General features: G+C 72.6%; 14 protein-coding genes and 1 pseudogene. 8 read left to right on the top strand and 7 right to left on the bottom strand.

Features of this window, described 5'->3' with window-relative positions; all coding sequences use genetic code 11:
• Nucleotides 1-77: 77 nt before the first annotated feature.
• Both RM704_RS12920 and RM704_RS12925 read left to right on the top strand, forming a co-directional pair.
• Nucleotides 78-1,973, top strand: coding sequence for an HSP90 family protein (locus tag RM704_RS12920; protein WP_192829635.1), 1,896 nt, complete (start codon nucleotides 78-80; stop codon nucleotides 1,971-1,973).
• Nucleotides 1,974-1,999: 26 nt separating this feature from the next.
• Nucleotides 2,000-4,930: a tetratricopeptide repeat protein gene (locus tag RM704_RS12925; protein WP_033527022.1), complete on the top strand. Its 2,931-nt coding sequence runs from the start codon at nucleotides 2,000-2,002 to the stop codon at nucleotides 4,928-4,930.
• A 120-nt stretch (nucleotides 4,931-5,050) separates the two neighbouring features.
• Here RM704_RS12925 and RM704_RS12930 read toward each other — a convergent pair whose 3' ends face one another.
• Complete coding sequence (locus RM704_RS12930; RefSeq protein WP_033526903.1) at nucleotides 5,051-6,742, bottom strand: DAK2 domain-containing protein; 1,692 nt, start codon at nucleotides 6,740-6,742, stop codon at nucleotides 5,051-5,053.
• Between the two features lie 257 nt (nucleotides 6,743-6,999).
• On the opposite strand from RM704_RS12930, the gene rpmB reads away from it, so the two are divergent.
• Both rpmB and RM704_RS12940 read left to right on the top strand, forming a co-directional pair.
• On the top strand, nucleotides 7,000-7,185 hold the full coding sequence (gene rpmB, locus RM704_RS12935; protein ID WP_003993230.1) for a 50S ribosomal protein L28: 186 nt from the start codon (nucleotides 7,000-7,002) through the stop codon (nucleotides 7,183-7,185).
• 267 nt (nucleotides 7,186-7,452) lie between these two features.
• Nucleotides 7,453-8,040: pseudogene (locus RM704_RS12940) on the top strand (Rossmann-fold NAD(P)-binding domain-containing protein); the annotation flags it as partial.
• On the opposite strand, the gene thiD reads toward RM704_RS12940, so the two are convergent.
• Both thiD and RM704_RS12950 read right to left on the bottom strand, forming a co-directional pair.
• Entirely contained in the window at nucleotides 8,015-8,824 is an 810-nt protein-coding gene (gene thiD / locus RM704_RS12945; protein ID WP_033526902.1) for a bifunctional hydroxymethylpyrimidine kinase/phosphomethylpyrimidine kinase, read from the bottom strand. The pseudogene RM704_RS12940 and the gene thiD overlap by 26 nt on opposite strands.
• A gap of 20 nt (nucleotides 8,825-8,844) precedes the next feature.
• Nucleotides 8,845-9,810: a thiamine-phosphate kinase gene (locus tag RM704_RS12950; RefSeq protein ID WP_033526901.1), complete on the bottom strand. Its 966-nt coding sequence runs from the start codon at nucleotides 9,808-9,810 to the stop codon at nucleotides 8,845-8,847.
• Nucleotides 9,811-10,037: 227 nt separating this feature from the next.
• On the opposite strand from RM704_RS12950, the gene RM704_RS12955 reads away from it, so the two are divergent.
• Together RM704_RS12955 and RM704_RS12960 are read left to right on the top strand one after the other, a co-directional pair.
• Entirely contained in the window at nucleotides 10,038-10,271 is a 234-nt protein-coding gene (locus RM704_RS12955) for an Lrp/AsnC family transcriptional regulator (RefSeq protein WP_033526900.1), read from the top strand.
• Between the two features lie 20 nt (nucleotides 10,272-10,291).
• The gene (locus RM704_RS12960) at nucleotides 10,292-10,813 is read left to right on the top strand and encodes a DUF3515 domain-containing protein (RefSeq protein ID WP_033526899.1); all 522 of its coding nucleotides are present in this window, start codon (nucleotides 10,292-10,294) and stop codon (nucleotides 10,811-10,813) included.
• Nucleotides 10,814-10,919: 106 nt separating this feature from the next.
• On the opposite strand, the gene RM704_RS12965 is transcribed toward RM704_RS12960, so the two are convergent.
• Genes RM704_RS12965 through RM704_RS12975 form a run of 3 tightly spaced genes read right to left on the bottom strand, consistent with a single transcriptional unit; the run spans nucleotide 10,920 to nucleotide 13,959 of the window.
• Entirely contained in the window at nucleotides 10,920-12,077 is a 1,158-nt protein-coding gene (locus RM704_RS12965) for a D-alanine--D-alanine ligase family protein (RefSeq protein ID WP_033526898.1), read from the bottom strand.
• Between the two features lie 59 nt (nucleotides 12,078-12,136).
• The gene (locus RM704_RS12970; RefSeq protein ID WP_033526897.1) at nucleotides 12,137-13,147 is read right to left on the bottom strand and encodes an NAD(P)H-dependent glycerol-3-phosphate dehydrogenase; all 1,011 of its coding nucleotides are present in this window, start codon (nucleotides 13,145-13,147) and stop codon (nucleotides 12,137-12,139) included.
• Nucleotides 13,144-13,959: a lysophospholipid acyltransferase family protein gene (locus RM704_RS12975; RefSeq protein ID WP_033526896.1), complete on the bottom strand. Its 816-nt coding sequence runs from the start codon at nucleotides 13,957-13,959 to the stop codon at nucleotides 13,144-13,146. The genes RM704_RS12970 and RM704_RS12975 overlap by 4 nt, the downstream gene beginning before the upstream one ends.
• A gap of 165 nt (nucleotides 13,960-14,124) precedes the next feature.
• Between RM704_RS12975 and cofC the strand changes: the two genes are divergently transcribed.
• Nucleotides 14,125-14,775 carry a 2-phospho-L-lactate guanylyltransferase gene (cofC, locus tag RM704_RS12980; RefSeq protein WP_033526895.1) on the top strand — a complete coding sequence of 217 codons (651 nt, stop codon included), beginning with the start codon at nucleotides 14,125-14,127 and terminating at the stop codon, nucleotides 14,773-14,775.
• A 9-nt stretch (nucleotides 14,776-14,784) separates the two neighbouring features.
• The gene (locus RM704_RS12985; RefSeq protein WP_033526894.1) at nucleotides 14,785-14,988 is read left to right on the top strand and encodes a hypothetical protein; all 204 of its coding nucleotides are present in this window, start codon (nucleotides 14,785-14,787) and stop codon (nucleotides 14,986-14,988) included.
• A 121-nt stretch (nucleotides 14,989-15,109) separates the two neighbouring features.
• Here RM704_RS12985 and RM704_RS12990 read toward each other — a convergent pair whose 3' ends face one another.
• Nucleotides 15,110-15,760 (bottom strand): HU family DNA-binding protein, encoded by a 651-nt coding sequence (locus RM704_RS12990; RefSeq protein ID WP_033526893.1) that lies wholly within the window; start codon nucleotides 15,758-15,760, stop codon nucleotides 15,110-15,112.
• Between the last annotated feature and the right edge of the window lie 124 nt (nucleotides 15,761-15,884).

A 15,884-nucleotide genomic window follows, 5' to 3' on the forward strand; every position in this document is an offset into this window, starting at 1 on the left:
CGTCCGCGGTCACCGTCCGACGGGACCGCCCGACCCCGCCGCCGTCGCCAGAATCCCCTCCCACCGGCGCTGCGACGATGGATTCAATGACCTCACAGTCATCCCAGGCACCCCAGTCTCCTCAGGCACCTCAGTCGCCTCATACGTTCCAGGTCGATCTGCGTGGCCTGGTGGATCTGCTCTCGCACCACCTGTACTCCAGTCCGAAGGTCTATCTGCGCGAGCTGCTGCAGAACGCGGTGGACGCGATCACCGCGCGCCGCGCCGAGCAGCCCGACGCTCCGGCCCGGGTACGGCTGTTCGCCGAGAACGGCACACTGCGGGTCGAGGACTCGGGCATCGGGCTCACCGAGGCCGATGTGCACGACCTGCTCGCCACCATCGGCCGCAGTTCCAAGCGCGACGACGGGGGCATCCAGGAGGTCCGCTCGGACTTCCTGGGGCAGTTCGGCATCGGGCTGCTCGCCTGCTTCGTGGTCGCCGAGCGCATCCGTGTGGTCAGCCGCAGCGCCCGTACCCCGGACGCGTCGCCCGTGGAGTGGACGGCGGCCGACGACGGCTCGTACACCGTGCGGACGCTGCCCGACGAGGCGCGCCCGGAGCCGGGCACGACCGTGCACCTGGTCGCGCGGCCCGGGGCGGCCGAATGGCTCTCCCCCGCGCGCGTGCTGACGCTGGCGCGGGACTTCGGATCACTGCTGCCGTACGACGTCCGGGTGGGCGAGGAGGCGGTCACCGATCTGCCGGCGCCCTGGGACCGGGCGTACCCCTCCCCCGCCGGCCGACGGGTGGCCCTGGCCCGCCACTGTCACGACCTGTTCGGGTTCACGCCGCTGGACTCGATTGAGCTGGACGTACCGCTGGCCGGCATCCGGGGCGTCGCGTACGTCGTGCCGACCGCGGTCAGCCCGGCCCAGCGGGCGAGTCACCGGGTGCATCTGAAGGGCATGCTGCTCACCGAGCGGGCCGAACAGCTGCTGCCGGACTGGGCGTTCTTCGTGCGCTGCGTCCTCGACACCGACAGCCTGCGGCCCACGGCGTCGCGGGAGTCGCTGTACGAGGACGAGACGCTGGCCGCCGTGCGGGAGGCGCTCGGCGAGCGGATCCGGAGCTGGCTCACGGGGCTCGCCGCGGGCGATCCGGAGCGGCTGGCGGCGTTCCTCTCGGTGCACTACCTGGGCGTGAAGTCGCTGGCGCGGCACGACAGGGAGATGCTGCGCACGATGCTGCCGTGGCTCCCCTTCGAGACGACCGACGGACGGCTGTCCCTGGAGGAGTTCGCGCAGCGGCACCCGGTGGTGCACTTCACGCGGACGGTCGAGGAGTACCGGCAGGTGGCGCCGATCGCGTCCGCGCAGGGCGTCGGGGTGGTCAACGGCGGCTACACGTACGACAGCGAGCTGGTCGAGGCGCTGCCGTCGGTGCGTCCAGGGACGGTGGTCGCCGAACTGGACGCCGACACGGTGACCGCGCACCTGGACGTGCTGGACCCGGACGAGGAGCTGGCGCTGGCGGGCTTCCTGTCGGCCGCACGGGCGAAGCTCGACCCCCTGGGCTGCGACGTGGTGCTGCGGGCGTTCCATCCGCTGTCGGTCCCCGCGCTGCACCTGGACGACCGCTCCTCCCGGCACGAGCAGGCCCGTGCGGAGGCGGAGGAGCAGGCCGACGATCTGTGGGCGGGCATCCTCGGTTCGCTGCGGGGCAGCGCCCCGCGCGCGCGGCTGGTGCTCAACCATCTCAACCCGCTGATCCGACGGATCAGTTCCCTGACCGACCGGGAGCTGATCGGCACGGCCACGGAGTCCCTGTACGGGCAGGCCCTGCTGATGGCCCAGCGCCCGCTCAGGCCCGCGGACTCGGCGCTCCTGAACCGCGCCTTCATCGGCCTGCTGGAGTGGGCCACGCACACCGATCCGGGTTCCGGTCCGGGCCACGGATCCGGTCCGGGCCACGGGGAGGGCGGTCGCCGATGAGTGACGTCGTGGATTCGATGGACTCCATGGACTTCGACGAGCTCCGTCGGGCCATGGCGGAGAACTATGAGCAGCCGGAGGGGCCCGCGCGCAACGCGCGCGCGGAGCGGCTGCTCGCCGAGGCGGAGAAGCTGAACGTGCCGCTCGCCGTGATCGAGGCGCTCGGGCACCAGCTGAAGGTCTACAACTACAGCTCCGAGAAGGCCAAGATGTTCGTCCCCTTCGCGCGTCTGCTGCGCATGTGGGACGAACGGCCGGAGGACTTCGACGAGTACGAGATCCACTCCCTGCACTGGGTGTTCAAGTGGATGTCGGCCGGCATGCTGAACCAGCCGCACATCCCGCTGGCCTCCATCGAGAAGTGGCTCGGCGAGATGGAGCACCGCTACCGGCTCGCCGGGCACTCGGAGCGGGCCGTGCGCAGCGCCGAGTTCAGTGTGGCCGCGCACATCGGCGACCTGGACCGGGCCGAGCGGGCCTACGGGGCGTGGCTGGCCGCCGACCGGGACACGATGGCCGACTGCCACGCGTGCGAACTGCACGGACAGGGCTGGTGGCGGGCGCGGCGGCGCGAGGACGCCGAGGCGCTGGAGCTGTGGGCGCCGGTCCTGGAGGGCGAGTACAGCTGTGCCCACGAGCCGCACACCGTTCTGGCGTCCTCGCTGAAGCCGCTGCTGCGCCTGGGGCGTGCCGACGAGGCGCGGGCGCACCATCTGCGGGGTTTCCGGCTGGTGCGGGCCATGGAGAGCATGCGGGGCGCGTACGCGGACCACGTGGAGTTCTGTGCCCTGACCGGCAACGAGGCGCGCGGCCTGGAGCTGCTGGCCGAGCGTCCGGCGTACTTCACCGATTCCGGGGACCCGCGCAGCAAGCTGGACTTCATGAGCGTGGTGGCCCTGCTCATGGACAGCCTCACGGCGCGCGGGCTGGGCGAACAGACCGTCCCCGGCCCCGCCGGCCGTACGTGGACCGCCGGCGAACTGGCCTCCCACGCGCGCGAGGAGGCCCTTTCGCTGGCCGCGCTCTTCGACGCGCGCAACGGCACGGCGTACGTCAGCACCCATGTCCGGGAGCGGATGGACCAGCCTCCCCTGCTGGACCGGCTGCCGCTGGGCGTGCGCGCGAAGCGGACCACCGTGCCGGTGCCCGCGCCCCGTCGGCCTGCCGCCGTCGAGAAGGCGGACACCGCAGCGGCCGGCGAGGGCCTGCCCGCCCTCCTCGCCGAGGCACGGCGACTCTCCGCGTCCCTGCATCCCGGTTCCGTCGAGGCCTGGGCCGCCGTGGCGCGTGCCGCCGACACCGAGGGCGCCGAGCTGGACGCCTGGGACCGCGCGGAAATAGTCGACCACGAGGCGATCGGCCTCGGTCCGGAGGGCCTCCCCCTCTTCGAACGCGCCGCCGACATGTACGAGGCGGCCGGCGACCCCGGCGAGGCACTGGCGGCACGCGCGCGCGGGGCGAACGTCCACGCCCTCACGGGCCACGCGGATGCCGCCATGGACCTGATCGCGGAGCCGTACGAACGGATCCTCGCCCTCTGGTCGACCGGCGGGACGGGGGCGCGGCAGACGGCGTCCGTGCTGGTGGGTAGGGCCCGAATACTCGTGCAGCGGATGCACGAGATCGAGGACGCCGACGCGGTGGCCCTGGCCGAGGACGCCGTGCGCGAGCTGGCGGATTTCGTCGAGCCGCGCCGCGCGGAGGACGTACGGCTGGCCTCGCGGGCCGCGGAGGCGCGGGGGATGCTCGGGGAGCTGGCCGCGCGTGGCGGGGACGCGGAGGCGGCCGCCGAGCTGTTCGCGGAGGCCGCGGAACGGTATGTGGCGGCCGGGCTGCCGTGGTTCGCGGTGCAGTACGAGGCGCGGCTCGCCGGAGTGGCGCAGCACCTGGGAGACCTGGAGACCGCGGAGCGGGCGGCCCGCGCGGCCCTGGAGCACGGCGGGACGGAGCTGGAGCCGGTGGGCCACGCCCAGCTGCACCTCCAGCTGGCGGAACTGCTGGGCGCCGGGGAACGGGTCGAGGAGGCCGCCGAGCACGCCCTGGAGGCGGCGCACTGGGCCGACGAGGCGGGCGAGGGTCCGACGCTCGGCACCTGGGCCCGGCATCTGCTCGGCGGGTTCCTGCTGCGGCTGGGGCGGTGGGCGGAGGCGGCCGAGGTACTGGAGTCGGCGCTCCCGGATCTCACGGCCGAGACCCACGGGGACGGGGCGGTCGCGCAGACCCTGTGGTGGCTCGGCGACTGCCACACCGAGCTGGGCGAGCACCGCGAGGCGGCGGAACGGTGGCTGCGGGCCGCCGACATCGCCCGGCACTGGCCCGAGCAGCGCGACCACGCCATGCTCGCCCATCTCGCCGCCGAGGCGCTCGCGCGCGCGGGGCTGCCCGCCGACGCCGACCGGGCGTACGCGCGCGCGGTCGACCTCTGGGGCGAACTGGGCAACGTCCACGGGTACGTCCGCGCGCTGCGGGCGCGGGCGTGGTACGCGGCGCGGGAGAACCGTGAGGGGGCGGGGCCCGCCACCCTGGACGAGGCCCGGGAGCTGATGGGGGACGCGGTGGTGGGGTGCGAGGCGGCCCTGTCCGACGTGACCGGCGAGGAGAACCGGCGGCGGATCGTCGCGGAGCTCGGCGAGACCTACCGCCAGTTCGGCGACCTCCTCGCCCGGTCCGTGGCCGAGGACGCGGAACTCGCCTCGTTCGGGCCGGTCTTCGAGGAGGCGCTGGGGTTCGTCGAGCGAGCGGTGTCGGTGTACGACTCCCTGGGGCCGGACTTCCTCGACGCGCGTACCGCCGCGGAACTGGCGGCGGGCTGGTTGGAGGCGGATCTTCGACGGGCCGGAGCCGCTGCCGGTCGGGCCCGGCGTGTGCTGTCCGAGTTCGCCGACGGCGACGACGAGACGGCGGTCGCCCGACGGGCGGAGGCGGGGCGGCTGTTGGAGGCGACGGAGCGCCCCTGAAGGGGCGCGGGGAACTGCACGAGACCCCCACCGGCCGCGGTCGACCACCGACCGGGCGGGGTCGAAGGGGCGCAGCCCCTGGGGACGGAACGGGTAGGGGCGGCGGGGGCGAAAAGCTTTCTACTCCACGCCGATCAGCAGCAACGCCCCCTGCCGCCCACCCCGATACACCACCGTGTCCACCGCCAGATACCCCTCACGCACCCTGGCCTCCACCCGCTCCACCACATCCGCCGGCGCCTCGTCCCCCAGCACCAGCGTGACCATCTCCCCACCGGCCGCCAGCATCCGGTCCACCACCGCCGCCGCGGTCACCGTGACATCCGACCCGATGACGGCGACGTCCCCGTCGACGAGACCGAGGACGTCGCCGGCCTGGCAGATGCCCGCCATGGTCCAGGACTGGCGCTCGGCGATGACGACCTCGGCGTAACGGGTGGCGCCCGCGGCGGAGGTCATGGAGACGACGTCCTCGTCGAAACGGCGTTCGGGCTCGTGGACGGCGAGGGCGGCGATGCCCTGGACGGCCGAGCGGGTGGGGATGAGGGCGACCCGGACGCCCTCGGCGCGGGCCTGCTCGGCGGCGGCTGCCGCCGTGTGCCGCAGGTCCGCGTCGTTGGGCAGCAGCACCACCTCGCGCGCGTGGGCGCGCCGCACGGCCTCCACGAGCTCCCCGCTGGCGGGCGGCTCCCCGGGCCGGGCCAGCACCGTGGTGGCGCCGGCCTCGGCGTAGAGCCGGGCCAGCCCCTCCCCCGGCACGACGGCCACGACGGCCCGCCCGGCGCGCTCGCGCGGCTGCCTCGCGGCCTCGCCGGTCATGTGGGCGTCCTCGGCCCCGAAGTGGGTGATCCGGATCCGGTACGGCCGCCCGGCCTCGACCCCGGCCTCCACGGCGGCCCCCGCGTCGTCGACGTGCACATGGACGTTCCACAGTCCGTCCCCGCCGACCACGACGAGGGAGTCCCCCAGTTCGTCCAGGCGCCGCCGTAGGCGCGCCACCGCCGTGTCGTCCGCCTCCAGGAGGTAGATCACCTCGAAGGCCGGGCCGCCCGTCTCGGGCCGGTCGTCCGCTTCGCACACCTCCGCCGCGGCTTCGGCGACAGCCACGCGCGCGTGCACGGCGGGAACGGCCATCGCTCTCGGCGCCTCTCCCGTGAACGTCTCCACCAGCGCCGCCAGCACCGCCACCAGACCCCGTCCGCCCGCGTCCACGACACCGGCGCGAGCCAGGGCGGCCAGCTGGGCGGGGGTCGCCGCGAGGGCCCTGCCCGCGCCCTCGTAGGCGGCACGGGCGACGGTCCCGCAGTCGTCCTCGGCGTCACCGGCCGCGTCGGCGGCGGCGGAGGCGACGGTGAGGACGGTGCCCTCGACGGGGTGCGCCACGGCGTCACGGGCGGAGTCGGCGGCGTGCCGCAGCGCGAGCCGCAGGCCCCGGCCGTCGGTGCGGGGCGCCCCACCGTCGTCGGCGAGGACCTGGGCCATGCCCCGCAGGAGCTGGGCGAGGATCGTCCCGGAGTTCCCCCGGGCGCCGATCAGCGCGCCGTGCGCCATGGCCCGCGCGGCCTCGGCGAGCGTGGGCTGCCCCGCTCCGGCCGGCCGGCCGGCCGTCTCGTGGCCCGCGAACACCGCCTCGACCGCCGCCACGGCCGACTCCATCGTCAGGTACAGGTTGGTCCCGGTGTCGCCGTCGGCCACCGGGTACACGTTGATGGCGTCGATCTCCTCGCGTGCGCGTCCCAGCGCCGCCAGCGCGAGTCCGCACCAGGTGCGCACCGCGAGAGCATCGAAGAATGTCTGCGGCACCTGCGGCACCTGCGCCTCCTTGAGCTGCTGGGACTGGCACGCAGAGTAGACCTTGGAGGGGTGTCCGCCGGAAGGGGGCGGGACAGGGCTGCTGCGCGGCCATGGTAGTTTCGTTGTACTGGCGCGGTCGTAGTATGCTGCTCCGGTTGCCCGATCCACATCGGGCCATTCCCCCTGGCAACGCCACTCAGATCTCTGATCCTGCGATCTCGATCCCGGCCTGCCGGGATCATCCGTAAGTGCATCTGAAGTCTTTGGAGTGACCCGTGGCTGCCAACTGCGACGTCTGCGGCAAGGGGCCGGGCTTCGGCAACAACATCTCGCACTCGCACCGCCGTACGTCCCGTCGCTGGAACCCCAACATCCAGCGCGTCCGTACCGTGGTCGGCGGGACGCCGAAGCGCGTGAACGCCTGCACCTCGTGCATCAAGGCCGGCAAGGTCTCGCGCTGACGCACAGCTAAGCGCGCGGCCACTGCTGGTTCGCTGCATCGAGCCGGTCCACCTGAGGTGGACCGGCTTCTTGCTGTTCCCTGACGACGCCGTGCCCACGAACGCCGTACGCGAGGGCACGCGCGGGCCGGGGAGCCCGGTCGCGGAGGCCAGGGAGCGGTTGTTGGGTGCCCTGGAGGAGCGTGAGCCGCTGCTCGTGCTCGACCACTGCGAGCACCTGGTCGAGGAGGCCGCCCCGTTCGTCGGACTCGTGCTCGGCGGCTGTCCGGCCGGGCGATCGCCCTCGGCAACTACGGCGACGACCCGGACCTCGCGGTCGCCCTGCTGGTCTTCCGTTCCGAGCGGCTGTCGTACGACCGTCAGGACGTCGCCGCGCAGAAGCGCATCCTCGCCGAGCGGTTCGCGGGTACGGGCCGGCAGGGGCCGTCCGTCCTCAAGGCGCTGGAAGCGGCCGACGAGCTGTACTTCGACCCGATCGCCCAGATCCATGTCGACCGGCTCACCGAGGGCCGGGTGGCGCTGCTCGGCGACGCGGGATACGGCGCCACGATGGGCGGCACGGGCACCGGGGTGGCGATCGTCGGCGCGTACGTCCTGGCCGGTGAACTCGCCCTGGCGGGTGGCGAGCACCGTACGGCGTTCGCCGCGTACGAGAGCCGGATCCGGGACTTCGCCAAGGGGTGTCAGAAGACCTCGGGGAACGCGGGCCCGTTCTTCGCGCCGCCCACCGGGCGACGGATCCGCAGCCGGGACCGGATGTACCGGCTCCTCGCCTCCCGCCCGTCGGCGGCCTTCTTCAAGCGCGTCACCGAGAAGTCGGCGACGAACATCAAGCTGCCGGAGTACCCCGCCTGAGAGCCCACCCGTGGTCCACCGGCCCGATCCCCCCGCCGAGCGCGAACCCGGCGGCGATCGCGCCCGTGACGTACTCCTTGGCCGCCGCGACGGCGTCCGGCACGGTCCGCCCCCCGGCGAGGTGTGCGGCGATCGCGGAGGCGAGGGTGCAGCCCGTGCCATGGGTGTGCCGGTTGTCGTACCTGGGGGCGCGGAGCCAGTGCTCCTCGGAGCCGTCGGTGAGCAGATCGACGGCTTCCCCCGGGAGATGGCCGCCCTTGATCAGTGCCCACCGCGGCCCGTACGCCAGCACGGCCTCGGCCGCCTCGCGCAGCCCGGCCTCCGACTCGACCCGGACACCGGTGAGTTGGGTCACCTCGTCGAGGTTCGGCGTCGCCACGGTGGCCACCGGCAGCAGCCGCGTCCGTACCGAGTCCAGCGCGGAGGCGGCGAGGAGGGGGTCGCCGTGCTTGGAGACGCCGACCGGGTCGACGACGACCGGGGCGTCGGTGGCGGCCAGCAACTCGGCGACGGCCTCGACGAGTTCGGCGGAGGCGAGCATGCCGGTCTTGACGGCCTGGACACCGATGTCGTCGACGACGCTGCGGTACTGGGCGCGCACCGCCGCCACGGGCAGCTCCCAAGCGCCCTGCACACCGAGGGAGTTCTGCGCGGTGACGGCGGTGACGACACTCATGCCGTGCACCCCGAGCGCGAGCATCGTCTTCAAGTCGGCCTGGATGCCGGCCCCGCCGCCGGAGTCGGACCCGGCCACGGTGAGGACCCTCGGCGGCGCCGCGTTCATGGCCGAACTCATGGCCGAGCTCATGACTCGATGTCCCCGAAGTGGTCCCAGCCGCCCTTGCTGGTCCAGGGCGCCCCGTCGACGGTCACCTGGGGCAGGGCGGAGGGGTTGAGGACCTCGCCGATCACCTTCCACCGCGCGGGCAGCTTCACGTCCTGCGGGAAGGTGGCCACGATCGCGTGGTCCTCACCCCCGGTGAGCACCCACTGGAGGGGGTCGACACCGACGGCCTGGCCGATGTCGTGCATCTGGGTGGGGATATCGATGGCGCCGGAGCGGACGTCGATCCGGCACTTGCTCGCCTCGGCGATGTGCCCCAGGTCCGCGATCAGCCCGTCGCTGACGTCGCACATCGCGGTCGCGCCGAGGGCGGCGGCGGCCGGGCCCGCGTGGTACGGCGGCTCGGGACGCCGGTGGGCCTCCACGAAGGCGCGCGGCGAGCGGAAGCCCCGGGAGAGCACCGCGTGCCCGGCGGCGGACCAGCCGAGCCAGCCGGTGACGGCGACGACGTCACCGGGCTGGGCCCCGCCCCTGGTCACGGGCTCGTGGTTGCGCAGATCACCGAGGGCGGTGATCGAGATCATGATCGTGTCGCCGCGGACGACGTCACCGCCGACCACGGCCGCGCCGGCCACCTGGCACTCGTCGCGCAGGCCGTCCATCAGCTCGGTGGCCCAGGTGACCGGGAGTTCGGCGGGCGCGACCAGACCGAGGAGCAGGGCGGTGGGCACGGCACCCATGGCGGCGATGTCCGCGAGGTTCTGCGCGGCGGCCTTGCGCCCCACGTCGTACGCCGTGGACCAGTCACGCCGGAAGTGCCGCCCCTCCAGGAGGAGGTCGGTGCTCGCCACGACCCTGCGGTCCGGCGCCGCCACCACGGCGGCGTCGTCGCCGGGGCCGACCCGGACCGCCGGGGTGGTGGTGAGCCGGGAGGTGAGCTCCCTGATGAGCCCGAACTCCCCCAGCTCTCCCACGGTGCCCTTCATCGTCGTATCGCCCCTTCTCGTGCCGCTTCCAGTGTCACTCGCGCCCGGTCGCGGGCCGTTGTCGTCCTCGGTACGGTCGAGTGGACCGTCAACTTCCGTCGCCGCCGCACCCCGGTGCGCGCGGCGCGGCCTCCAGGGGTCTCCCCCTGGCGCTCGGCGACGCGATACCGTGGCGTTCCTTTTCCCGACATGATCCACATGATCCTCGTGGCCGCCCTGGAGGTTCCGTGGTACAGGCGTACATCCTGATCCAGACGGAGGTCGGCAAAGCGTCGACCGTCGCCGACACGATCAGCAAGCTCCCTGGGGTGATCCAGGCCGAGGACGTGACGGGCCCGTACGACGTCATCGTGCGCGCCCAGGCCGACACCGTCGACGACCTCGGCCGGCTGGTGGTCGCCAAGGTCCAGCAAGTGGACGGGATCACCCGCACCCTGACCTGCCCGGTCGTTCACCTGTAGCCCCCGTCTACCCTTGCCCGGTGAACCCGTTCCGTCACCGGCGCCCCGCTCGTCTCGGGCTGCCCGTCCTGGCCGTGTCGTTGATCGTTGTCGCGGGCTGCTCCTCAGCAGACGACAGCGGCTCGGCGGCGGTTCCCAGCCCGGGGGCCGCCGCGACGAAACTGTGCCGGAACCTGGACGAGGTGCTGCCGCGGAAGGTGGACGGTCTCGGCCGCCGGGATCCTCAGCCCGCCTCCTCGCTGACGGCTGGCTGGGGCGACGCGGTGATCATACTGCGCTGCGGGGTGCCCCAGCCGCCCAAGATGGTCGACCCCGGGGTGGCCGAGGGGCGGGACGCCGACGCGGTGGCCGGGGCCGTCGACGGGGTGGACTGGCTGATGGAGAAGCGGGACGGTGGCGCCTACCGCTTCACCACGGCCAATCGTTCCGCGTACGTGGAGGTGTCGGTGGCGGCCGAGCGGGCCGCCGAGGACACGTCGCCGATCCTGGTGGGGCTGGCGCCCGCGATCAAGAAGGCGATACCTGAGGGGGTCGCCTCCTGAGGGGTGCCTCAGGAGGCGGTCGAGAGGCCGCGGGCCGGTTCGTGACCGGTCGCGCGGCTCCCCGCGCCCGCCCTCCGTGGGGCCTTCGGCCTCGCCGGGGTCGCTCTCAGCGCAGGCCTGTCGGCCGGTGCAGCGCGGCCTGGATCAGGCGGTCCACCAGTTCCGGGTATGCGATGCCGCTCGCCTTCCACATCGCCGGGTACATCGAGATCGGTGTGAAGCCGGGGAGCGTGTTGATCTCGTTGATGACGAAGTCGCCGTCCTCCGTGAGGAAGAAGTCGGCGCGGACCAGGCCCTCGCAGGAGGCCGCCTCGAAGGCGTCGACCGCGAGCCGCTGGACCTCGGCCGTCTCCTGCGGGGTCAGCGGGGCCGGGACGAGGCCGGGCGTCGAGTCGATGTACTTGGCCTCGAAGTCGTAGTACGCGTGGGCCTCGGGCGGCGGGATCTCGGCGGGCACGGAGGCGCGCGGACCGTCCTCGAACTCCAGGACGCCGCATTCGATCTCACGGCCACGCAGGGCCGCCTCGACCAGGATCTTCGGATCGTGGCGCTGGGCCTCGGCGATCGCCTCGTCGAGGCCGTCCAGGTCGTCGACCTTGGTGATGCCGATGGAGGAACCCGCGCGGGCGGGCTTCACGAACAGGGGCCAGCCGTGCTCACCGGCGAGGTCGATGATCTTCTTGCGGGCGGCGGCCTCGTCGAGCTGCCACTCGCGCGGCCGGATCACCACGTACGGACCGACCTTGAGTCCGAAGGAGGTGAACACCCGCTTCATGTACTCCTTGTCCTGGCCGACGGCCGAGGCGAGGACACCCGAGCCGACGTACGGGACACCGGAGAGTTCCAGGAGTCCCTGGAGGGTGCCGTCCTCACCGTAGGGGCCGTGCAGGACGGGGAAGACGACGTCGACCTCGCCGAGGGCCTTGGGCACCGAACCGGGCTCGCTGTAGACGACTTCGCGGTTGGCGGGGTCGACGGGCAGGATCACGCCGCCCTCCCGGGACTCGGCGAGTTCCTCGACGCTCGGCGTACGGCGTTCGGTGATCGCCATCCGGTCCGGTTCGTCGGCGGTGAGCGCCCAACGGCCGTCCCGCGTGATGCCGATCGGCAGGACGTCGTACTTCGTCCGGTCGATGGCACGCAGTACGGCGCCGGCCGTGACCACGGAGATCCCGTGTTCCGAGCTGCGGCCGCCGAAGACGACGGCCACGCGCGGCTTGCGGGACGGCTGCTCAGGGCTCTGGGGGAGGTTCTCGCTGCTCATATCGCGTCGAGAGTACCCGGTGGTAGGGCGCGAGTCAGTGCCCGAACGGTCGCTTTCGCTCAGCGTCGCTCCGGCTTGGCGCTGCGCGACATCATCTCCTTGAGGGCGACGACCGGCGGCTTGCCGTCGTGGACGATGTCGACGACCGTCTCGGTGATGGGCATGTCGACGCCGTGCCGACGGGCCAAGTCCAGTACGGATTCGCAGGACTTGACGCCCTCGGCGGTCTGCTTGGTGACCGCGATGGTCTCCTGGAGGGTCATGCCCCTGCCGAGGTTGGTGCCGAAGGTGTGGTTGCGGGAGAGCGGCGAGGAACAGGTCGCCACCAGGTCGCCCAGACCCGCGAGTCCGGCGAAGGTGAGCGGGTCGGCGCCCATCGCGAGACCGAGCCGGGTCGTCTCCGCGAGACCGCGGGTGATGAGCGATCCCTTGGCGTTGTCGCCGAGGCCCATGCCGTCCGCGATGCCGACGGCGAGACCGATGACGTTCTTCACCGCGCCGCCCAGTTCGCAGCCGACGACGTCGGTGTTGGTGTACGGGCGGAAGTACGGCGTGTGGCAGGCGGCCTGGAGCTTCTGGGCGACCGCCTCGTCGGTGCAGGCGACCACGGAGGCAGCCGGCATGCGGGAGGCGATCTCACGGGCCAGGTTGGGCCCGGTGACGACGGCGACGCGGTCCTGGCCCACCTTGGCCACGTCCTCGATCACCTCGCTCATCCGCATGGCGGAACCGAGTTCGACGCCTTTCATCAGCGAGACGAGGACGGTGCCGGGGGCCAGCAGACCGGTCCAGTCGGCAAGGTTCGCGCGCAGGGTCTGGGAGGGGACGGCGAGGACGGTGAAGTCGGCGTCCGCGGCGGCCTCGGCGGCGTCCGAGGTGGCCCGCAGGTTCTCCGGGAGCTCCACGCCGGGAAGGTAGTCCGGGTTGGTCCGGGTGGAGTTGACCGCGTCCGCGAGTTCCGGACGCCGTCCCCACAGAACGGTGTCGCATCCCGCGTCGGCGAGCACCATGCCGAAGGCCGTGCCCCACGAACCGGTGCCGAAGACGGCCGCCTTGACCGGCTTGCTCACTTGCCCTGCCCCTCTTCCTGATGTTCCTGGGCCCGCTGGACCGTGCTGTGCTGTTGCCGCTTCCCATTGTCGAGGACCGCGCGGGCACTCCTGCGCCGCTGCTCGATCCGCTCCCGCTTGGGGTCGTACGGCGTCGCGGGGGCCTTCTCGCCGCGGATCTCCTCCAGCTGGTGGGTGATGGCGGCCATGATGACCTCCGTCGCGTCCTTCAGCAGGTCGGGGCTCATCTCCCGGCCGTAGAAACGCGAGAGGTCGACGGGCGGGCCCGCGAGGACGTGGTGGGTCTTGCGCGGCAGGAGGTGCGGTCTCCTGGCGTACGGCGGCAGGAGTTCGTTGGCGCCCCACTGCGCGACGGGGATCACCGGGCACCTGGTCTGCAGGGCGACCCGCGCGGCACCGGTCTTGCCGGTCATGGGCCAGCCGTCCGGGTCGCGGGTGAGGGTGCCCTCGGGGTAGAAGGCGACGCACTCGCCGCGCTCCACGGCGTCGATCGCGGCCCGGAAGGCGCTCAGCGCGTCGGTGCTCTCGCGATAGACGGGAATCTGCCCGGTGCCGCGCATCACGGCGCCGATGAATCCCTTGCCGAAGAGACCGCTCTTCGCGAGAAATCGCGGAACCCGGCCGCTGTTGTACTGATAATGGGCGTACGCAAAGGGATCTACATGCGAATTGTGGTTCACGGCAGTGATAAATCCACCCTCGGCCGGAATGTTCTCCATTCCGCGCCAGTCCCGCTTGATCAGCACCACCAGGGGTGGTTTGGCGATCACCGCGGCGAGGCGGTACCAGAAGCCGATTCTCCGGCGGGGCACGCGGACACCTTCCTCTAGGACTTCCCAGGGCCTGTTCCGGGGGCCCGGAGCCGCACAAGTGTCGCCCCGGGCTGCCGGTCTGTCGAGAACACCGTACGCCCCGCCCTGCGGCCGTCCATGGCCCCCAGGTGACAATGGCCGCGACGAGAGAGGGACGGAACGCCCGTGCAGTGGACCCTGGTCGTACCCCTGAAGCCCCTGGCGCGGGCCAAGAGCAGGCTCGCGGACACCGCCGACGACGGGGTGCGCCCCGGCCTGGCTCTCGCCTTCGCGCAGGACACGGTGGCCGCGGCCCTGGCCGCGACAGCGGTCCGGGGTGTGGTGGTGGTCACGGACGACCCGCTGGCCGCGCGCGAGCTCGCGGCCCTGGGCGCCCGCACCGTCCCCGAGGATCCCCGCGAAGGCTCCCGGGGCGGCCTGAACGGCGCTCTGCGGCATGCGGTGGCCGTCGTACGCGATGTACGCCCGCAAATGCCCCTGGCGGCCCTGAACGCGGATCTCCCCGCCCTGCGACCGGGGGAATTGACCCGGGTACTGAACGCGGCCGCCGAATTCCCCCGCGCTTTCCTCCCCGACGCGGCCGGCACCGGTACGACCCTGCTCGCCGCGACCCCCGGCCATGACCTCTCCCCCGTCTTCGGCCCCGACTCCCGTCGGCGCCACCGCCACTCCGGCGCCGTGGAGCTCGCGCTCACCGAGGTGGACTCCGTGCGCCAGGACGTCGACACCGGCGACGACCTCCGCACGGCCCTCGGCCTCGGCGTCGGTCCCCGTACGGCCGCCGCGGCCGCGCGCCTGCTGATCCCCGGCCAGTAGGCTGCGGCCATGCAGGCCACCGCGTACACCTACGACCCCGCCACCCGCACCGGCCAGGTCCTCCTCGACGACGGCACCCCGCTCCCCTTCGACACCCCGGCCTTCGACGCGGGCGCCCTGCGCCTTCTGCGCCCGGGTCAGCGCGTCCGCATCGAGACGGAGGGCGAGGGCGAGGCCCTGCGCATCACCTTGATCACCCTGCAGACGTTCTGAGCGCGCCGTCCCGCGAGTCCCTCACGGCAGGCAGGCGCTCGGAACTCCCCCGCAGAACACGCCGCGGGCCGGGCTCCCCACAGGAACCCGGCCCGGCGCGTGTGTGTGAGTACCCGACGGCCTAGGCCTGACGCGCGGCGGTCTTCTTCGCGGTCGTCTTGCGAGCCGTCGACTTCTTGGCCGGCGCCTTCTTCGCGGTGGCCTTCTTGGCCGGGGCGTTCTTCGCCGCGGTCTTCTTCGCCGCGGCCGTCGTCTTCTTGGCGGTCGTCTTCTGCGCCGCCGTCTTCGAGGGCGCCTTCTTGGCGGTCGTCTTCTTCGCCGTGGTCTTCTTCGCGGCGGCCGTCGTCTTCTTGGCGGCGGCCGTGGTCTTGCGGGCGGTCGTCTTCTTCGCGGTGGTCTTCTTCGCCGCCGCCTTCTTGACCGTCGCCGAAGCCCCACCGCTCAGGCTGCCCTTGGGCGCCTTCTTGACCGCGACCTCGCCACCACGGGGAAGCTTCTTCGAGCCGCTCACCAGGTCCTTGAAGCCCTGGCCCGCGCGGAACCGCGGCACGGAGGTCTTCTTGACCCGAACCCGCTCACCCGTCTGCGGGTTGCGGGCGTAACGGGCCGGCCGGTCGACCTTCTCGAACGAACCGAAGCCGGTGACCGACACCCGGTCCCCGCCGACGACCGCGCGGACGATGGCGTCCAGAACAGCGTCGACCGCGTCGGCGGCCTGCTGACGCCCGCCGACCTTGTCCGCAATCGCTTCTACGAGCTGCGCCTTGTTCACGTCTTCCCCTTCGGAGACATCGCCCGAACGATAGTGTTCAAGCTTTTTCGCACGTTAGGCAGATATATACCGCAAATCAAACACGAAACGGGCTTATCACCCTTGTGCCGCAACGAACTCGGAC

Source organism: Streptomyces gottesmaniae, assembly GCF_031845845.1.
GTDB lineage: Bacteria > Actinomycetota > Actinomycetes > Streptomycetales > Streptomycetaceae > Streptomyces > Streptomyces akebiae.

What these genes read in the sequence shown, in the direction of transcription:
- RM704_RS12985 (WP_033526894.1), top strand. Translation starts at nt 14,785, where the DNA reads ATGCAGGCCACCGCGTACACCTACGACCCCGCCACCCGCACCGGCCAG.
- RM704_RS12920 (WP_192829635.1), top strand. Translation starts at nt 78, where the DNA reads ATGGATTCAATGACCTCACAGTCATCCCAGGCACCCCAGTCTCCTCAG.
- RM704_RS12925 (WP_033527022.1), top strand. Translation starts at nt 2,000, where the DNA reads ATGGACTTCGACGAGCTCCGTCGGGCCATGGCGGAGAACTATGAGCAG.
- RM704_RS12950 (WP_033526901.1), bottom strand. Translation starts at nt 9,810, where the DNA reads ATGAAGGGCACCGTGGGAGAGCTGGGGGAGTTCGGGCTCATCAGGGAG.
- thiD (WP_033526902.1), bottom strand. Translation starts at nt 8,824, where the DNA reads ATGAACGCGGCGCCGCCGAGGGTCCTCACCGTGGCCGGGTCCGACTCC.
- RM704_RS12965 (WP_033526898.1), bottom strand. Translation starts at nt 12,077, where the DNA reads ATGAGCAGCGAGAACCTCCCCCAGAGCCCTGAGCAGCCGTCCCGCAAG.